12 protein-coding genes are annotated in these 15605 nt (G+C 62.1%); 5 read left to right on the top strand and 7 right to left on the bottom strand.

Going from position 1 to position 15605, the window contains the following annotated elements:
- Positions 1–33: 33 nt before the first annotated feature.
- Both BC443_RS02650 and BC443_RS02645 read right to left on the bottom strand, forming a co-directional pair.
- Entirely contained in the window at positions 34–564 is a 531-nt protein-coding gene (locus BC443_RS02650) for a DUF5943 domain-containing protein (RefSeq protein WP_071230295.1), read from the bottom strand.
- A 186-nt stretch (positions 565–750) separates the two neighbouring features.
- Entirely contained in the window at positions 751–1728 is a 978-nt protein-coding gene (locus BC443_RS02645; RefSeq protein ID WP_071230294.1) for a dipeptidase, read from the bottom strand.
- Between the two features lie 323 nt (positions 1729–2051).
- Between BC443_RS02645 and BC443_RS02640 the strand changes: the two genes are divergently transcribed.
- Both BC443_RS02640 and BC443_RS02635 read left to right on the top strand, forming a co-directional pair.
- Positions 2052–2804, top strand: coding sequence for an AzlC family ABC transporter permease (locus BC443_RS02640; RefSeq protein ID WP_071230293.1), 753 nt, complete (start codon positions 2052–2054; stop codon positions 2802–2804).
- Entirely contained in the window at positions 2801–3148 is a 348-nt protein-coding gene (locus tag BC443_RS02635) for an AzlD domain-containing protein (protein ID WP_071230292.1), read from the top strand. Before BC443_RS02640 ends, BC443_RS02635 begins: the two co-directional genes overlap by 4 nt.
- Before the next feature lie 113 nt (positions 3149–3261).
- Here the strand turns inward: BC443_RS02635 and BC443_RS19195 are convergent, their stop codons facing one another.
- From BC443_RS19195 to BC443_RS02610, 5 genes are all read right to left on the bottom strand, one after another.
- Positions 3262–5790, bottom strand: a complete 2529-nt coding sequence (locus BC443_RS19195) for an EAL domain-containing protein (RefSeq protein ID WP_210766232.1) — start codon at positions 5788–5790, stop codon at positions 3262–3264.
- 183 nt (positions 5791–5973) lie between these two features.
- A complete protein-coding gene (locus tag BC443_RS02625; protein ID WP_071230290.1) occupies positions 5974–6624 on the bottom strand; it encodes an OmpA family protein in 651 nt (216 codons plus the stop codon).
- Positions 6625–6628: 4 nt separating this feature from the next.
- Complete coding sequence (locus tag BC443_RS02620; RefSeq protein ID WP_071230289.1) at positions 6629–7438, bottom strand: MotA/TolQ/ExbB proton channel family protein; 810 nt, start codon at positions 7436–7438, stop codon at positions 6629–6631.
- A 512-nt stretch (positions 7439–7950) separates the two neighbouring features.
- Complete coding sequence (locus BC443_RS02615; RefSeq protein WP_071230288.1) at positions 7951–9072, bottom strand: GlxA family transcriptional regulator; 1122 nt, start codon at positions 9070–9072, stop codon at positions 7951–7953.
- Positions 9073–9359: 287 nt separating this feature from the next.
- Complete coding sequence (locus tag BC443_RS02610) at positions 9360–10598, bottom strand: DUF2254 domain-containing protein (RefSeq protein ID WP_210766231.1); 1239 nt, start codon at positions 10596–10598, stop codon at positions 9360–9362.
- A gap of 184 nt (positions 10599–10782) precedes the next feature.
- Between BC443_RS02610 and BC443_RS02605 the strand changes: the two genes are divergently transcribed.
- From BC443_RS02605 to BC443_RS02595, 3 genes are all read left to right on the top strand, one after another.
- The gene (locus tag BC443_RS02605; RefSeq protein WP_071230286.1) at positions 10783–11793 is read left to right on the top strand and encodes a DNA topoisomerase IB; all 1011 of its coding nucleotides are present in this window, start codon (positions 10783–10785) and stop codon (positions 11791–11793) included.
- A gap of 105 nt (positions 11794–11898) precedes the next feature.
- The gene (locus tag BC443_RS02600; RefSeq protein ID WP_071230285.1) at positions 11899–12972 is read left to right on the top strand and encodes a beta-propeller fold lactonase family protein; all 1074 of its coding nucleotides are present in this window, start codon (positions 11899–11901) and stop codon (positions 12970–12972) included.
- Between the two features lie 281 nt (positions 12973–13253).
- A complete protein-coding gene (locus BC443_RS02595) occupies positions 13254–15491 on the top strand; it encodes an NADP-dependent isocitrate dehydrogenase (protein WP_071230284.1) in 2238 nt (745 codons plus the stop codon).
- Positions 15492–15605: the final 114 nt, after the last annotated feature.

The following is a 15605-nucleotide window of genomic DNA, read 5'->3' as shown; positions in this document are numbered from 1 at the left end:
TTTACTGAACTATTTATCGCCTTCACGTCTTTTCTAGAGAGACGTGACCTCGAAATAGCCCACGTCATGGCCTTCTTCAGCCCCGCTCTGCGTCTGCTCCGCGCGGGTACGAATATCGCTGCCGCGGGCCTCGAGAATCTGGTCCATGGCGCCGGCGAACCAGCCGGTGAACATGTACTCTTCGCGCTTGCCGGTCTTGCCGAGCTGGTAGACAAAACAGGAGTGCTCCAGACGTACCTTGGCGGTGCCCGCGTCGAGATCGATCTCTTCGGTGACGAATTTCCCCCAGCCGCGCTGGGACAGGCGATTCATGTAGTGCTCGAACACCGCCACGCCCTCGATACCGTGAAGCTCCGCTTCCTTCTCGCACCAGAACCAGGCCGACTTGTAGCCGGCGTCATAGAGAATCTTCGCGTACGCCTCGACGCCCAGTGCCTGCTCGACGGCAGTGTGGTTGTTGATGAAGAAGTGCCGTGGCACGTAGAGCATCGGCAGCGCATCGGTAGTCCAGACACCGGTCTCGCTATCGACATCGATCGGCAGTTCGGGGGCCATTGCAGTCATCTCGTTTACCTCGGAAATTGTTCTTTGAGCTTCGAGCTTCGAGCTTCGAGCTTCGAGCAAGAAATCGTCGGCTTCGGACGCTAAAACAGAAGGTGCGAGCAAGATCTTTGGGCTTTCGCGTTATCGAGCACCAAACTCAAAAACTCACTAACTTGCTCGCTGCTCGCGGCTCGAAGCTCGTCGCTGCTACTCGCCCCAGACATCCTTCAAGACTCGAACCCAGTTCTCCCCCATGATCTTCCGCACCACCGGCTCGGAAAGGCCGTGATCCAGCAGCGCCTGGGTCAGGTTGGGGAACTCGCCGATGGTGCGGATGCCCTTGGGATTGATGATCTCGCCGAAGCGGGTCAGACGGCGGGCGTAGCCCTTGTCGTGAGTCAGCCACTCGAAGAAGGCTTCGTCCTGGCCCTGGGTGAAGTCGGTGCCGATGCCGATCGCGTCTTCGCCGACGATGTTCATGATGTAGACGATCGCTTCGACGTAGTCCTCGACCGTGGCATTGACACCAGCGCGCAGGAACGGGGTGAACATGGTGACGCCGACGAAACCGCCGTGATCGGCGATGAACTTGAGTTCATCGTCGCGCTTGTTGCGCGGATGTTCCTTGAGTCCGGTAGGCAGGCAGTGGGAGTAGCAGACCGGTTTTTTCGATTCCAGGATGACCTCTTCCGAAGTCTTGGAACCGACGTGGGAGAGATCGCACATCATGCCGACCCGGTTCATTTCGGCGATCACCTCGCGGCCGTAGCCGGAAAGCCCGCCGTCGCGTTCGTAGCAGCCGGTGCCGACCAGATTCTGGGTGTTGTAGCAGAGCTGGGTAATGCCGACACCGAGCTTCTTGAATATCTCGATGTAACCCAGCTTGTCCTCGAAGGCGTAAGCATTCTGGAAGCCGAGAATGATGCCGGTCTTGCCCTCCTCCTTGGCACGCGTGATGTCACGTGTGGTCATCACCGGGCGCACCAGCTCGGCGTTGTCGCGCATCAGTTGATTCACGCTGACGATGTTATCGACGGTGGATTCGAAATCCTCCCACACCGAAACCGTGCAGTTGGCGGCGGTCAGACCGCCCTTGCGCATATCCTCGAACAGCGCTCGATCCCATTTGGCGATGATCAGACCGTCGATGATGATGGCATCGTCGTGCAGGGATGACGTCGACATGCGGTACTCCTCCTCGGTTGCGCGCCCTCGGTATTGGCATTGTGAAGAGACTTCTCGGTGAAGCCTCAAGGGCGACTGTTCCGCGCAGCATATCCCCCCGCCCAACCGCTCCGCCGACCGAAAGCGAATCCGAGTGTTCCGATTGCGTCACGCCGACTGTTCTCATCACGACGGTCGGTTCCGACCGTGTCGGCGACGCTAGGCGAGATTGACGCGCGAGAGCGCGTTGGATAGAACAGTCGGTCAGGCTGAGGACTGTCGCCTGCGCGACATGGCTGCAACGCTGCTGGTCGTTATCGTTCCTGCCAAGGAAGAAGAATCGAATGTCTGATATCGGGGGAGTACGTCGGCTTCATGGCTGGCTGACAGGGGTGCGTGAAGCGATTCCGCTACTGGGCGGTTATATCCCGGTGGCGATCTCGTTTGGCCTGATTTCCGCACAGGCCGGATTCAGCACCGCGGAAACGCTGGCAATCTCGGCGCTGATCTATGCCGGCGCCTCGCAGTTCCTGTTCGTCGGCATGATTGCCAGCGGCTCTCCACTGTGGCTGACCGTGGCGATGACGCTGCTGATCAATGTGCGTCACGTCGTCTACGCGCCCAACATCGCACCCTGGCTACCCAAGAGCCGCTGGTGGCCGTGGCTGATGCACGGACTGACCGACCAGATCTTTGCCCTCGCCCATAGCCGGCTGCCGCAGTTGCCGGAATCCCAGCGTGTCGGCTGGTTCTTCGGCGCCGCCATGCTGGCCTGGCTCAGTTGGATCGCCGGCTCTCTGCTGGGTGCGGTCGCCGGCGAGTGGTTGACCAGCCGCTGGCCGCTGCTTGGCGAGGTCATGCCTTTCGCGCTCCCGGCACTGTTTCTGGTGTTGATCGTGCCGCGATTCACCTCGCGCCGCTGGGCTGCCGCATTGAGTGTCAGCGTCGCCGCGGCGCTCGTCTGCACGCTGGTCGGGTTGACCAATATCGGCATCCCGCTGGCCGCCGCCTGCGGTGCGCTCTGTTTCTACATGGTCCGTCTGCCGGAAACGCTCGGAACGGACAAGGGAACGACTAAAGAAAGGCGTCCATCATGAACCTCGAACTCTGGATCGGCATGCTCATTGCCGCAGTCGGTACCTATCTGATCCGGCTGCTGCCGCTGCTCTGGATGCAGCGGCGACTGACGCGCAGCGGTGAGAATGGCCCCGTCGATGCCCTGCCCAAATGGCTGGTGATCCTGGGGCCGATGATGATCGCGGCGGTACTCGGCGTATCGCTGGTGCCACGTACGCCGGATGCCGCCGGTTGGCTGGCGACCCTCATCGGCTTGGGAGTGACACTGGCGATCTGGTGGCGAACCCGCTCGCTCGGCTGGCCGGTGATGGGTGGTGTACTGACTTTCGGGGTGGTGGTGATCGTGGCGCGCTCACTGATGTGAACCGCCCCCTCAGGGGCTGTTGCCGTTTCATGCCTCAGGGGCTGTTGCCGTTTCATGCAAGGACGCGCCGGTGGTCACGGCGCGCCACGATCGCCGATATCGTGATGCGACACCTATGGCGAGACATCGTCGGCAGGAAGGCGATCCAGCCATTCGCCGGCGGCAGCCGCATCCAGCGGCCGCGACAGCCAGTAGCCCTGAACGATCTTGCAGCCCTGCGCGCGCAGGAAATCGGCCTGGGCGTCGGTTTCCGCCCCTTCGGCGATCACATCTAGCCCCAGCGCGTTGGCCATGGCGAGGATCGCGCCGATGAGTTCGCCGTCTTCGTAGCTGTCAGGTAGCTCCCGGACGAAGCTCGCATCGATCTTGAGTGCACTGACCGGCAATCGGCGCAGATAGGACAGTGACGAATAGCCGGTGCCGAAATCATCGATCAGCAGGCGAATGCCGCGATCCCGCAGGCGCTGCAACATCCGATGTGTCGTCTCGGCATTCGGCAGCAAGGCGCTCTCGGTCAGTTCCAGCTCGATCAGTTCGGGCGACAGCGCATAACGCTCCAGACACTTTTCGACGTCATCGACGAAGCGGCGATCGCTGAGCTGCAGCGCCGAGACGTTGACCGCTACCGGCACGCGCGGCAAATGCCGCCAGGCGTGCAACTGGGCGCAGACCCGCTCCAATACCCAGCGGCCGATACGATCGATCATGCCGAGCTTCTCGGCCAGCGGAATGAACTGCTGCGGTGACACGACGCCCAGTTCAGGGTCGTTCCAGCGCAGCAGCGCTTCGAAGCCGACCAGGCGCTTGTCTTCCAGCGCCGCCTGGGGCTGATAGACCACCTCCAGCGCATCATTGTCGAGCGCCCGGCGCAGGCTCTGTTCCAACGTCAGTGCCTGATGGTCGTTCTGGCCCATGTGCGATTGGTAGAAGCACCACTGGTTGCGGCCCGCTTCCTTGGCGCGGTACATCGCGGTATCGGCGTATTTGAGCAGCATTTCGCCGTTCTGGCCGTCTTCGGGGTAGACGCTGATGCCGATACTGGTCGACACGTTGAGCAGATGGCCAAGCACTTCGAACGGACGACCGATGCTCTCGATCAACCTTGCCGACAGCGATTCGAGCCCGTCGAGACTTTCCACCTCATGGATCAATATGGTGAATTCGTCACCGCCGAGTCGTGCCACCGACTCACCCTCGCCGACCGTGGCCTGGAGACGCCTGGCGATGGTGGACAGCACCTGATCCCCCGCGTGATGCCCCAGGGTATCGTTGATGCGCTTGAACAGATCGAGATCGAGAAACATCACCGCCATGCGATGGCCGTGGCGATGGGCGTTGGCGCGCGCCTGCTCGAGACGATCCAGAAACAGCCGCCGATTGGCCAGACCGGTCAGGTCGTCGAAATAGGCCAGCCGGTGAATCTGCGCCTCCCGGCGCTTGCGGTCGGAGATATCGCTGAATATGCCAGCAAACTGCAGGATCTGGCCCTCGTCGTCTCGAATCGCAGTGATAGTGAGCCACTCGGGATAGACGTCGCCGTTCTTGCGCCGGTTCCAGATCTCGCCCTGCCAATAGTCCTGCTCCAGCAGGGTACTCCACATGTTGCGGTAGAATTCCGGTGTCTGGCGCCCGGAACTCAGCATGCTGGGGCGATTGCCGACAGCCTCCTCGGCGCTGTAGCCGGTCAGTACGGTAAAACTGGGATTGACCGACTGGATGACACCATGGGCGTCGGTCATCATGATGCCATCCATCGAGGCGTTGATGACCCGCTGGGCGAGGCGAAGATGCTCAGAGGAGGCACGCAGCGCATGATCGCGCACCTTCAGTGTCTCCTTGAGTTGCAGCACGACTTCGTATTCGAGACCGGCCATGATGTCGCCGAACGACAGCAGCCCGCACAGCTCACCCTGTTCATCGAGCACACCGAGATGGCGAAAGGCCTTCTTTCGCAAAAGCTCCACGGCATGCATCAGCGCCATGCTTCGCGGTCTGGTCAGCAGGGTCGGACTCCCGGCCTCGCCCAGGCAACAGCCCAGACGTCTTTCGGCCAGCAGCGTCACCATGTCACGCTCGGTGAAAATCCCCAGCGCGCCGTTACCGTAGTCGATCACCGTCGCGTCGACGTTCGCCTCGCGCATTCGCGCGATGGCGGCATCCAGAGGCAGCGACGCCGCCAGTACCAGCGGCGGATGGATGACGATCGAGCCGATGTCGCGCATCGTCAGGTAATGCTCGACGCGCTGGCCGAGCACGATATCCGACTGGGTGACGATGCCCAGCGGATGCCCCTCGTCATCTTCCACCAGCAGGCGGCGAAGGCACCGTCGCTTCATCAGCAGGGCGGCTTCGTCGAGGCCGGCACCGTGGGCGATACGTACCACCGGGCTGCTCATCGATTGCGCGATCGGCGCGTCGAGCAGGTCGGGATCGGAAAAGTCGAGACGGCGGACGTCGCCTTCGCTCCAGATGCCGCAGATATCATCGTCCTGCGTCACCAATACACAGCTCGCCCTGGCGGCATGCATGCGCTGAATGGCATCGCCAAGGGTTGCCGATACGTCACAGGTCAGCAGCCCGCCACTGGCCAGTTCCGCGATGCTGGGTTCATGGGCCATCTCTTCTGGGGAATGTCTCGTCACGCTATAACCATGCTTAATGATCAAATGAGCAATCGCTCCGGAAACCTCGCCCATCGAGGCGAGGGAAGCGCCTGTTGCTGGTCATTGCCATCGTTCTATCGATATCGTTCTATCGCCACCGTCTATCGATATTGTCCTATCGTCATTTTTCTATCGCTGCCTTGGCCGAGTCATGCCCGGAGATCATGGCGACGTCGATGCGGTCAGCAGAATATCGACCCGGCGATTGGAGGCTCGCCCCGCCGCCGTCGCGTTACTGGCCGCCGGACGCGTATCGCCGTAACCGATCGCACGCAGGCGCGAGGCATCGACGCCCTGCCCCACCAGGTAACGCACCACAGCGATCGCCCGCGCTGCCGACAGATCCCAGTTGGAAGGGAATTGCGGCGTCGCAATCGGCACGTCGTCGGTATGCCCTTCGACGGAAATCTCGCCGTCGAACGCCTTCAGCTCGCCGATCAGGCTGGCGATCGTCGTTCGGCCCTGGTCGATCAGCGTCGCCCGCCCGCTAGGAAAGAGCAGGTTGTCATCGATGCGCAGGGTAACGCCCCGCTGTCCCTGAATGACGTGAACGCCGGGAATATCGAGATTGGCAAGGCGAGGGTTCAACCCCTCGTGTTGCGGCTGAATACCAGTGCCCGCACTCGCCGCCGAGGCGGCAACCTCGGTTGCCGTGACGTCCTCTCCCTGCCCCCTGGGAATAATCGCCAGCAGCAGGACAAACAGGGTCAGCAGCAGCGTCAGCACGTCCAGATAGCTGGTCAGCCAGCCCTCTTCCTCTCCTCCGGCCGTGCTCGGTGGCGCCAGCAGCTGCTGCATTGCACGGTTCTGCATGAGGCTACTCCTCCTGTGCCGAGGCGGGGCGCGGCTTCACGTTGCGATCGCTCAGCTCGTCGTGGTAGTTGGCAATGAAGGAGTTGAGAGTCTCTTCGATGAATGACGGTAGGCGGCGCTTGCTCATCAGCGAGATCCCCTCCAGTACCATGTTCATGGTGATCAACCGCTCTTCCGTGCGGCGTTCGAGCTTCACCGCGATCGGCTTGAACACCAGGTTGGCCATCAGAATGCCGTAGAAGGTCGTCAACAGGGCCACGGCCATGCGCGGGCCAATGATGTCGAGCTGCCCGGCGTCGACCACTTCCAGCATGTTCACCAGCCCGACCAGGGTCCCGATCATGCCGAACGCCGGCGCATACGTTGCCATGGTGCGAAAGATCTGCGCATCCGCCTGCTCTCGCGCCTTGAGCCGGGTGATACGCCACTGCAGCACGTCGAATATCTCATCCTCCCGGGTATTGGCGATGAGCAGTTGAATACCCGAGCGGAGGAACGGGTTGCGCACGTACTCGAGCTGGTTTTCGACCCCGCGCACGTTGCCCTGGGTCCACAGCCTGGAAAGACTGACGAGCTCATCGATATCGGCACGCACATGAGTGTCTTCACGCTTGAATACCACGCCGACCAGACGCACCACCCGCAAGACCTCCTTCAGCGGATAGCTGATGAAGGTGGCCGCGAAAGTGCCGGTGATCACCAGCGCCAGCCCCGGCAAATTGATGAAGCTTTCGGGCGATTCGGCGGTGAAGAACAGGACGCAGATCAGCAGCACGATGCTGGCGAAAATGCCTATCAGCGTCGAGGGATTCATCAATGGCTCCTTTGCGGTCGTTGAACGTCAGTGGCAGGCTTCCCGTCACCGGGAACGACATCGGGCCGATGCGCGGACGGCAATTGGCTACCGGACGCCTGGTTTGGCGAAATCCTGGGGCATGGGTCGACTCGATCCCTTCCTCGTGGAAACGGCCAAAACCAGGAAAATTTACATTCCTTAATATATCTTGACCATTTTTTTCATACTACGCTGGATCACGTTTTTTGCCCGCGTCGAATCGTCGCTGGCCGGTCTGGGATGTCCGCGCCATGACCGGCCAGGAAAGGTAGGAAAGGGTAGAAGTCGAAACGCGCGCCTGATGTCGCGGTCAAGAAAGAAGGTGTGGAAACAGGCGGAAATATGGGAGCGAGAGGATACCGGCCACACCACAGATCGCGTGACGCAAGTCAGCAGAAGGCCGTTGGAGGGAAAGCGCGGCCGCATCCGACACGGCCGGCAAGATCCTCCCGGCGGTTCGCCGTTCGTGACCTAGAGCTGCAGGAAGCCCGTCACCCCAGCGCTACGCTGGCGTAGGTCGGCTCCCCCCGGGCATGACTTAACGCGACCGTCGCGCTACTGGACTGCATCAGTGGGTCGTTATCCATCAGCGGCATCACGGCAGGTTCGAGGCGACGAATCTTCAACGTCTCGCCGCGATCCTCTCGCGGCGGCGTACCGAAGAATTCCCGGTAGCACTTCGAGAAATGCGGCGTGGAGACGAAGCCGCAGGCGGAGGCGATCTCGATGATCGGCAGTGGCGTCTGCTTGAGCAGTTGCCGGGCTCGCGTCAGCCGCAGCTTGAGATAATAGCGCGAGGGCGAACAGTGCAGGTGGCGCTGGAACAGGCGTTCCAGCTGGCGCCGGGAGACATCGACATAGCTGGCCAGTTCGTCGAGCTCGATCGGCTCCTCGATATTGGCCTCCATCAACGCCACGATCTCGAGAAGCTTCGGCTGCGTGGTGCCCAGCACATGCTTGAGCGGCACCCGCTGCTGATCCTCCTCGCCACGAACCCGCTCGTAGATGAACATCTCGGAGATGGCCGCCGACAGCTCCCGGCCATGGTCGCGCCCGATCATGTTGAGCATCATGTCCAGCGGCGCAGTGCCGCCGGAAGCCGTGAAGCGATCGCGATCGATCGAGAACAGCCGCGTGCTCCAGGTCGTGCGCGGGTATGCTTCCTGGATCGCGGCCAGGCACTCCCAATGGATGCTGGCGTCATAACCGTTCAACAAACCGGCCTGGGCCAGGGCCCAGCTGCCGGTACACACCGAGCCGACCCGGCGCAGCTGGCGCTGGCGGCCCTGCAGCCAGGTCAGCAGCGCCGGCGTCACCGAGCGCTGCGGCGCAACACCACCGCAGACCACCAGCCAGTCGAGCCTCAGCGGTGAGTGAGCGCTGGCATCCGGCGTCACCTGCATACCGTCGCTCGCCCGCACGGGTGCCCCGTCCATGGTCATCACGTACCAGCGGTACAGTTCGCGACCAGCGAGCTGGTTGGCCATGCGCAACGGCTCGATGGCCGATGCCAGCGAGATCAGGGTGAAATCTTCCAGCAGCAGGAAGCCAAGAGTCTGGGGCTCCGGCACAGCACCTTTGGGGGCGGCGCCTCGAGAGGGATGGGTTGCCATTTCACGTCTCCTCCAAGGATGTATCGGTGGTTATTGTTATTGCGGTTCCCTGGCGCCTGTCAGTCTCGGTACGTGGCGAGGCACGCGTTGGCGAGCGACCATGACGAAGACCTCGAGCGGCTTTCCTGAAGCCTTTTCGGTCTCGTTTCGACTGTAAGCCCTGTGAAGTCGGGACGCATGCGTTTTTATCTCTCTGCGACAGACACAACGCTATTAGACAGTTCGATGTCGTTTTTAGAACAGATTGACGCCTTCGCGCCCTCGAAATGCCGGACGATATATCCTGCTTACCGGTCGGGCCCGAGCGCCGGTGCCGCCGATGCCTCGATTTCTCTGACGCGCTGCCGATCCTCCTCGAGCACAAGCCCCTGATCGAATCGCTTGATCACCAGCGTCATGTGTTCGCGGGCAATACGCTTGATGTGGTCGTCGCCCACCGCGGCCAGGGCTTTCAGCGCCTTCTGCAGACGGATGCCGATCTCGACCGTACTGGCACCGTCGCGAGCGATGGGCGTGAAAAAGTCGTCGAACAGATCCGCGCTGTCGAGCGCCTCGACGTAAACATGACGCACTGGCCGAGGCTTCTCTTCGATGCTGCCGGCGGCGTGCTGCAGCCAGGGGGTGAACACTCTCACCCCGCAGCCGATGACATCGATCGCCGTGCCGGGATCGTTGATCCCCGGTGAGAGCGCGCGGGAAGCCACCTCCGACAGAACGATGAGGCCGAAGCGCGGATCCTGTTCGAAGCGTCGCGCCGGCCCGACGGTGAAGGCGCTCGTGATCTTCTCGGCACGCTCGTCGCCCAGCTTTGGCGTCAAGGCCAGCACCGCCTGGGTATCGACGAAGGTGCCCGGCAGCGCCTGGACATAGATCGACTCCGCCGCATCCTCCGCCAGCGAATCGAGCAGCGGCATATCGATGTGCTGCACGTAACCCACCTTGCCCGCCCGCACCGGCACCAGATCCGGTGGCAGGGTCGCCGGCATCGCCTGGCCGCCCAGATAAGGGTTTTCCATGCGCCTCTCGAACGCGCCACGGGCAGCGTTTTCTATCTTGCCGATGGTGTCTCGGACCCGCCCCAGGCGCGTGAGATAGCCAGCCCACTTGATGAGCTGGTAGACCACCAGCACGATGACCACGAGGGTGGCAGCGAACAAGAGCGTACGGCCATCTTCGTCGTAGATACCGGCCGCCAGCGCGACGATGCCGACCAGGCTGAACAGAAAGGCGCCGATGAAGGTCGCCAGGGTGTTCTGCGTGACCCGATCCTCGATCAGCAAAAGCGTCGCCCGCGGGCTGACATTGCTGGTCGCCGAACCGTAGGAAGTGACCATGGCGCTCAACGAGAAGGTCGTCACCGCCAGCATGCTCGACGCGATGATATTGAGAATGCTGTCCACCGCGCTCGCCCCGACGCTGACCACCGCGGGGATGCCCAGCCAAGGCGTGGCGACCCAGGCGATCAACGCCGTGACGACGCCCGCGAGCGAATAGAGTGATGCGCGATACCACAGCGAACGATGCATTCGTCGCCACATCCATTGAAACCGCCCTGTCATCTCGCCCCCTGTCCACGAATCGAATCACGCCAAGTCTACGTCAAACGGGCCAACGGCGACCCTTTTGCCGAGGCTGGTCTATTCTGATCTCGAACCTGTTCCGCCACCGACGGCGGACGACATCGATCGGTTCCGGCAAAAGGAGCTTGCCATGACCACGACCTCCCCCCGGCGGGCGACCCGTCATCGCTGCGGCAAGGGTTTCACCTATCGCCTGCAGAATGGCAAGACGATGACCGACAAGGCCTGGCGCGACTGGATCGGCTCGCTGGCAATTCCACCGGCCTGGCGTGACGTCGAGATCGTGCTCGACAAGCGTCACCACATCCATGCCACCGGTCGCGACGCGGCCGGTCGCAAGCAGTACATCTACAACGCCAAATGGCGCGAGAAACGAGAGGCACTCAAGTTCGATCGGATGATCGAATTCGCGCAGCGCCTCACGCCCATGCGCCGAACGACCGGCCAGCACCTCGCGCTCGACGGCATGCCGCGGGAGAAAGTGCTCGCCTGCATGGTGAGGCTGATCGATGGCGCCTATTTTCGCCCCGGCAGCGAGCGCTATCGCGAGGAGAACCACTCCTACGGCCTGACCACCATGCGCTCGAAACACCTGACCATCGAAGGTGACGAACTGATCTTCGACTACCAGGGCAAGAGCGGGCAGCAACAGCACCGCGTGGTGGAAGACGAGCGTCTGGCGAAGATCGTCGCCGAGCTCGACGACATTCCCGGCTACGAGATATTCAAGTACTTCGACGCAGACGGCCACAAAGTCCGGGTCGACAGTCATGATCTCAACGACTACATCCATGAGGTCATGGGCGAACGCTTCAGCGCCAAGGATTTTCGTACCTGGGCCGGCACCTCGATCGCCGCATTGGCGCTGGAGGAGGTCGGCCCGGGCGAGAACGACAAGATCAACGAGAAAAACGTTCGCCAGGCCGTCGAGCGGGTCGCCAGGACGCTGGGCAATACGCCGAGCATCGCCAAAGCAAGCTACATCGATCCGCGTGTCGTGGAGAGCTATCTCGATGGACGCACGCTGGATCATTTCCGCAAGCTGGTGGAAACCGAACTGGAAAAGGACGACGAGCTGACCGGGCCGGACGAGCGCGCGATACTCAATCTGCTGCAGAGCCGACTCGAGGCGAAGCGCTGATGGTAACGGCGGGCACGACTTATCGGCAATCGACGCCGGCACGCCGGCGATGCTAAAAGGAAGGTTTGTCTATCAAGCTCTGTTCATAAAGATAAGGAAAGCGCCATGAACCCAGCCGAACCTGCTATCGATACCGTCGTCTACGCCGCCAACGCAGGCGACGGAACCATCGGCAGCTATCGCCTGGATCGCCAGACCGAACGGCTGATCCCGCTGACCACGACAGAGGCGGCCGAAAACGTCATGCCGTTGGCCATCAGCCCCGACAAGCAGACGCTCTACGCCGCCATCCGCAGCGATCCGCTGCGCGTGCTGAGCTATCGCATCGAAGCGGGCACCGGCGCACTGACCCCGCTCGGCAGCGGCGCGCTCTATGGCAGCATGGCCTACATCGCGACCGATCGCTCCGGACGTTATCTGTTGGCGGCCTCCTACGGCGGCAATCTGGTCAGCGTCAGCCCCATCGATGACAACGGCGTCGCCGGCGATGCCACGCAGACACTGGAGACCGGCAGCCGCGCCCATGCGATCCAGGCCACGCCGGACAATCGCCATGTCTTCGCCACCAACCTGGGCGACGACCGGCTGGCCCAGTTCCATTTCGCCGATGGCGCCCTCGTCCCCAATGACCCTCCCGCGGCCAGCACGGCCGACGGCACCGGCCCGCGTCATTTCGTGTTCTCGCCCAACGGTCGGTTCGTCTATGTCCTGGGGGAATTCAGCGCTACCGTCACGACTTTCGAACTCGACGCGCAAAACGGAACCCTGACCCAGATCGCCATCTGCGAAGGGCTTCCCGAAGGGATGAATCTGGCGCCGGGCATGCCTCAGGAAGAGATTCCTGACGGCGACGAGACGCCACGCGTCTGGGCGGCCGACCTGCACATCACTCCGGACGGCCGTCATCTGTACCTTTCCGAGCGCACCAGCAGCACGCTGAGTACGTTGCGGGCCAATCCGGATTCCGGCGAACTGCATTTCGTCGGTAACCAGCCCACCGTCAAGCAGCCTCGCGGTTTCGAGATCGATCCCACCGGCCGCTATCTGGTGGCCTCCGGGGAATTGAGCGATCACCTGGCGCTCTACCGCATCGAGCCGACCAGCGGCGAACTGGTTCATGTCAGCGACGCGCCGACCGGCAACAAGACCAACTGGGTGGAAATCGTTTCCTTCCCCTGAACGGAACGCGCCGCGCAGCGCCGCGTGAATGCGTTGGTCACGTGGCGCTGGTATACTCTGGCGCGACCGCAGGTTGTCGACAACTTTCGATCGTCGATGCCGCGACCGAGTTCAGATCGCGATGGCGCCCTTCACCAAGGTCTCGAAGGCCGCCATCGCGGTGCTTCGCGCTCCACGGATCGAACCACCCATCGGTCCACCCAGGGAGCGCGACGCGCATTCACGTTTCCGTAAGCGCTCGACACTTCGTGCCATTGCCAAAGAGAGGTTAACGAATAGACATGTCCAATACGCCGAAGATCATCTATACCCTGACTGACGAAGCGCCTGCCCTGGCCACCTACTCTCTGCTGCCGATCATCGAAGCCTTCACCGGGACTGCCGGCATCACCGTCGAGACTCGCGATATTTCCCTGGCTGCGCGCGTCCTGGCACAGTTCCCGGATCTGCTCAGCGACGAGCAGCGCGTCAGCGACGATCTGGCCGAGCTCGGCCAACTGGCCACGACGCCGGAAGCCAACATCATCAAGCTGCCCAACATCAGCGCCTCCGGCCCCCAGCTCAAGGCCACGATCAAGGAGCTGCAGAGCCAGGGCTATCCCCTGCCGGACTACCCGGACGAGCCGAAGAACGACGAAGAGAAAGCGATCAAGGCGGCCTACGACAAGGCCAAGGGCAGCGCGGTCAACCCGGTGCTGCGTGAAGGCAACTCCGACCGTCGCGCGCCGAAGTCGGTCAAGAACTATGCCCGCAAATATCCGCATCGCATGGGCGAGTGGAGCAGCGAGTCGCAGTCTCACGTCGCCCACATGAACGAAGGCGACTTCTACGGTAGCGAGCAGTCCGCCGTGATCGCCAAGGCAGGCAAGCTCAAGATCGAACTGCAGCAGAAAGATGGCACCCGCATCACGCTGAAAGAAGGCCTCGCGGTCAAGGAAAGCGAAGTCGTCGACGCTGCACGCATGAGCAGCCGCCGCCTGCGCAACTTCATCGACAGCGAAATCAAGGACGCCAGGAAGCGCAACGTACTGTTCTCGCTGCACCTGAAGGCAACCATGATGAAGGTCTCCGACCCGATCATGTTCGGCATCGTGGTCGAAGAGTTCTACAAGGACGTCCTCGAGAAGCATGCCGACGCCCTCAAGACGGCCGGCTTCAACCCCAACAGCGGTATCGGCGATCTCTACAGCGCCATCGAGTCGCTGCCGAGCGAACAGCGCGACGCGATCACGAGCGACATCGACGCCCTCTACAAAGAGCGCCCGCCGATGGCGATGGTCAACTCCCACAAGGGCATCACCAACCTGCACGTGCCGTCTGACGTGATCATCGACGCGTCCATGCCGGCGATGATTCGCGACTCCGGCAAGATGTGGGGCGCCGACGACCAGTTGCATGACACCAAGGCCGTGATTCCTGACCGTTGCTACGCCACGATCTACCAGACGGTGATCGAGGACTGCAAGAAGAATGGCGCCTTCGACCCGACCACCATGGGCAGCGTACCCAACGTCGGCCTGATGGCACAGAAGGCCGAAGAGTACGGTTCCCACGACAAGACCTTCCAGATTCCGGCCGACGGCACCGTCGTCGTCACCGACGAGAACGGCCAGACACTGTTCAGTCATGACGTCGAAGCCGGCGACATCTGGCGCATGTGCCAGACCAAGGACGCGCCGATCAAGGACTGGGTCAAGCTGGCCGTCAGCCGTGCCCGCGAAAGCGGCGCTCCGGCGATCTTCTGGCTCGACGCCAACCGCGCCCACGATGCCAAGCTGATCGAGAAGGTCGAGACCTACCTCAAGGATCACGACACCAGTGGCCTGGATATCCGCATCCTGGCGCCGGTCGAGGCCATGAAGGTCTCGCTGGAACGTATCCGCAAGGGCGAGGACACCATCTCGGTGACCGGCAACGTGCTGCGCGACTACCTGACCGACCTGTTCCCGATCATGGAACTCGGCACCAGCGCCAAGATGCTCTCCATCGTGCCGCTGATGAACGGCGGCGGCCTGTTCGAGACCGGTGCCGGCGGCTCCGCGCCCAAGCACGTCCAGCAGTTCCTGGAAGAGAACCACCTGCGCTGGGACTCGCTGGGTGAATTCCTGGCGCTGGCGGCCTCGCTCGAGCATCTCGGCAGCACCTTCGACAACGCTCGCGCCAAGATCCTGTCGGCCACTCTGGACCGCGCCAACGGCGAATTCCTCGACAGCGACAAGTCACCCAAGCGCAAGGTCGGCGAGCTCGACAACCGCGGCAGCCACTTCTACCTGGCGCTCTACTGGGCGAAGGAACTGGCGGCGCAGACCGAGGACAGCGAGCTGAAGTCGCTGTTCGAAGAGATCGCCAGGACGCTCGGCGACAACGAGAAGACGATCGTCGACGAGCTCAATGCCGTGCAAGGCAAGCCGGTGGACATCAAGGGCTACTTCCACCCCAACGGCGAACTGGTCAGCGAAGCCATGCGTCCCAGCAAGACGCTCAACGCTGCGCTGAACAAGCTCTACCAGGCGTCGTGATCGACTGACCGGCTCGGTGTTGCCGAGCCGGTCATCGGCTCATCCTGCTTCGGCAGTACGAGACCAAGCAGTACGAGACCAAGCAGTACGAGACCAAAAAGAAACGGGCCCGTG

It is taken from the genome of Salinicola sp. MIT1003, from assembly GCF_001858555.1.
Lineage (GTDB): Bacteria > Pseudomonadota > Gammaproteobacteria > Pseudomonadales > Halomonadaceae > Salinicola > Salinicola salarius.
Note: the sequence above shows the minus strand (reverse complement) of the source record. Positions and strands in the feature narration are given on the sequence as shown.

Coding starts and splice junctions, on each gene's coding strand:
- BC443_RS02650 (WP_071230295.1), bottom strand. CDS start 564: ATGACTGCAATGGCCCCCGAACTGCCGATCGATGTCGATAGCGAGACC.
- BC443_RS02645 (WP_071230294.1), bottom strand. CDS start 1,728: ATGTCGACGTCATCCCTGCACGACGATGCCATCATCATCGACGGTCTG.
- BC443_RS02640 (WP_071230293.1), top strand. CDS start 2,052: ATGTCTGATATCGGGGGAGTACGTCGGCTTCATGGCTGGCTGACAGGG.
- BC443_RS02635 (WP_071230292.1), top strand. CDS start 2,801: ATGAACCTCGAACTCTGGATCGGCATGCTCATTGCCGCAGTCGGTACC.
- BC443_RS02625 (WP_071230290.1), bottom strand. CDS start 6,624: ATGCAGAACCGTGCAATGCAGCAGCTGCTGGCGCCACCGAGCACGGCC.
- BC443_RS02620 (WP_071230289.1), bottom strand. CDS start 7,438: ATGAATCCCTCGACGCTGATAGGCATTTTCGCCAGCATCGTGCTGCTG.
- BC443_RS02615 (WP_071230288.1), bottom strand. CDS start 9,072: ATGGCAACCCATCCCTCTCGAGGCGCCGCCCCCAAAGGTGCTGTGCCG.
- BC443_RS02610 (WP_210766231.1), bottom strand. CDS start 10,598: ATGCATCGTTCGCTGTGGTATCGCGCATCACTCTATTCGCTCGCGGGC.
- BC443_RS02605 (WP_071230286.1), top strand. CDS start 10,783: ATGACCACGACCTCCCCCCGGCGGGCGACCCGTCATCGCTGCGGCAAG.
- BC443_RS02600 (WP_071230285.1), top strand. CDS start 11,899: ATGAACCCAGCCGAACCTGCTATCGATACCGTCGTCTACGCCGCCAAC.
- BC443_RS02595 (WP_071230284.1), top strand. CDS start 13,254: ATGTCCAATACGCCGAAGATCATCTATACCCTGACTGACGAAGCGCCT.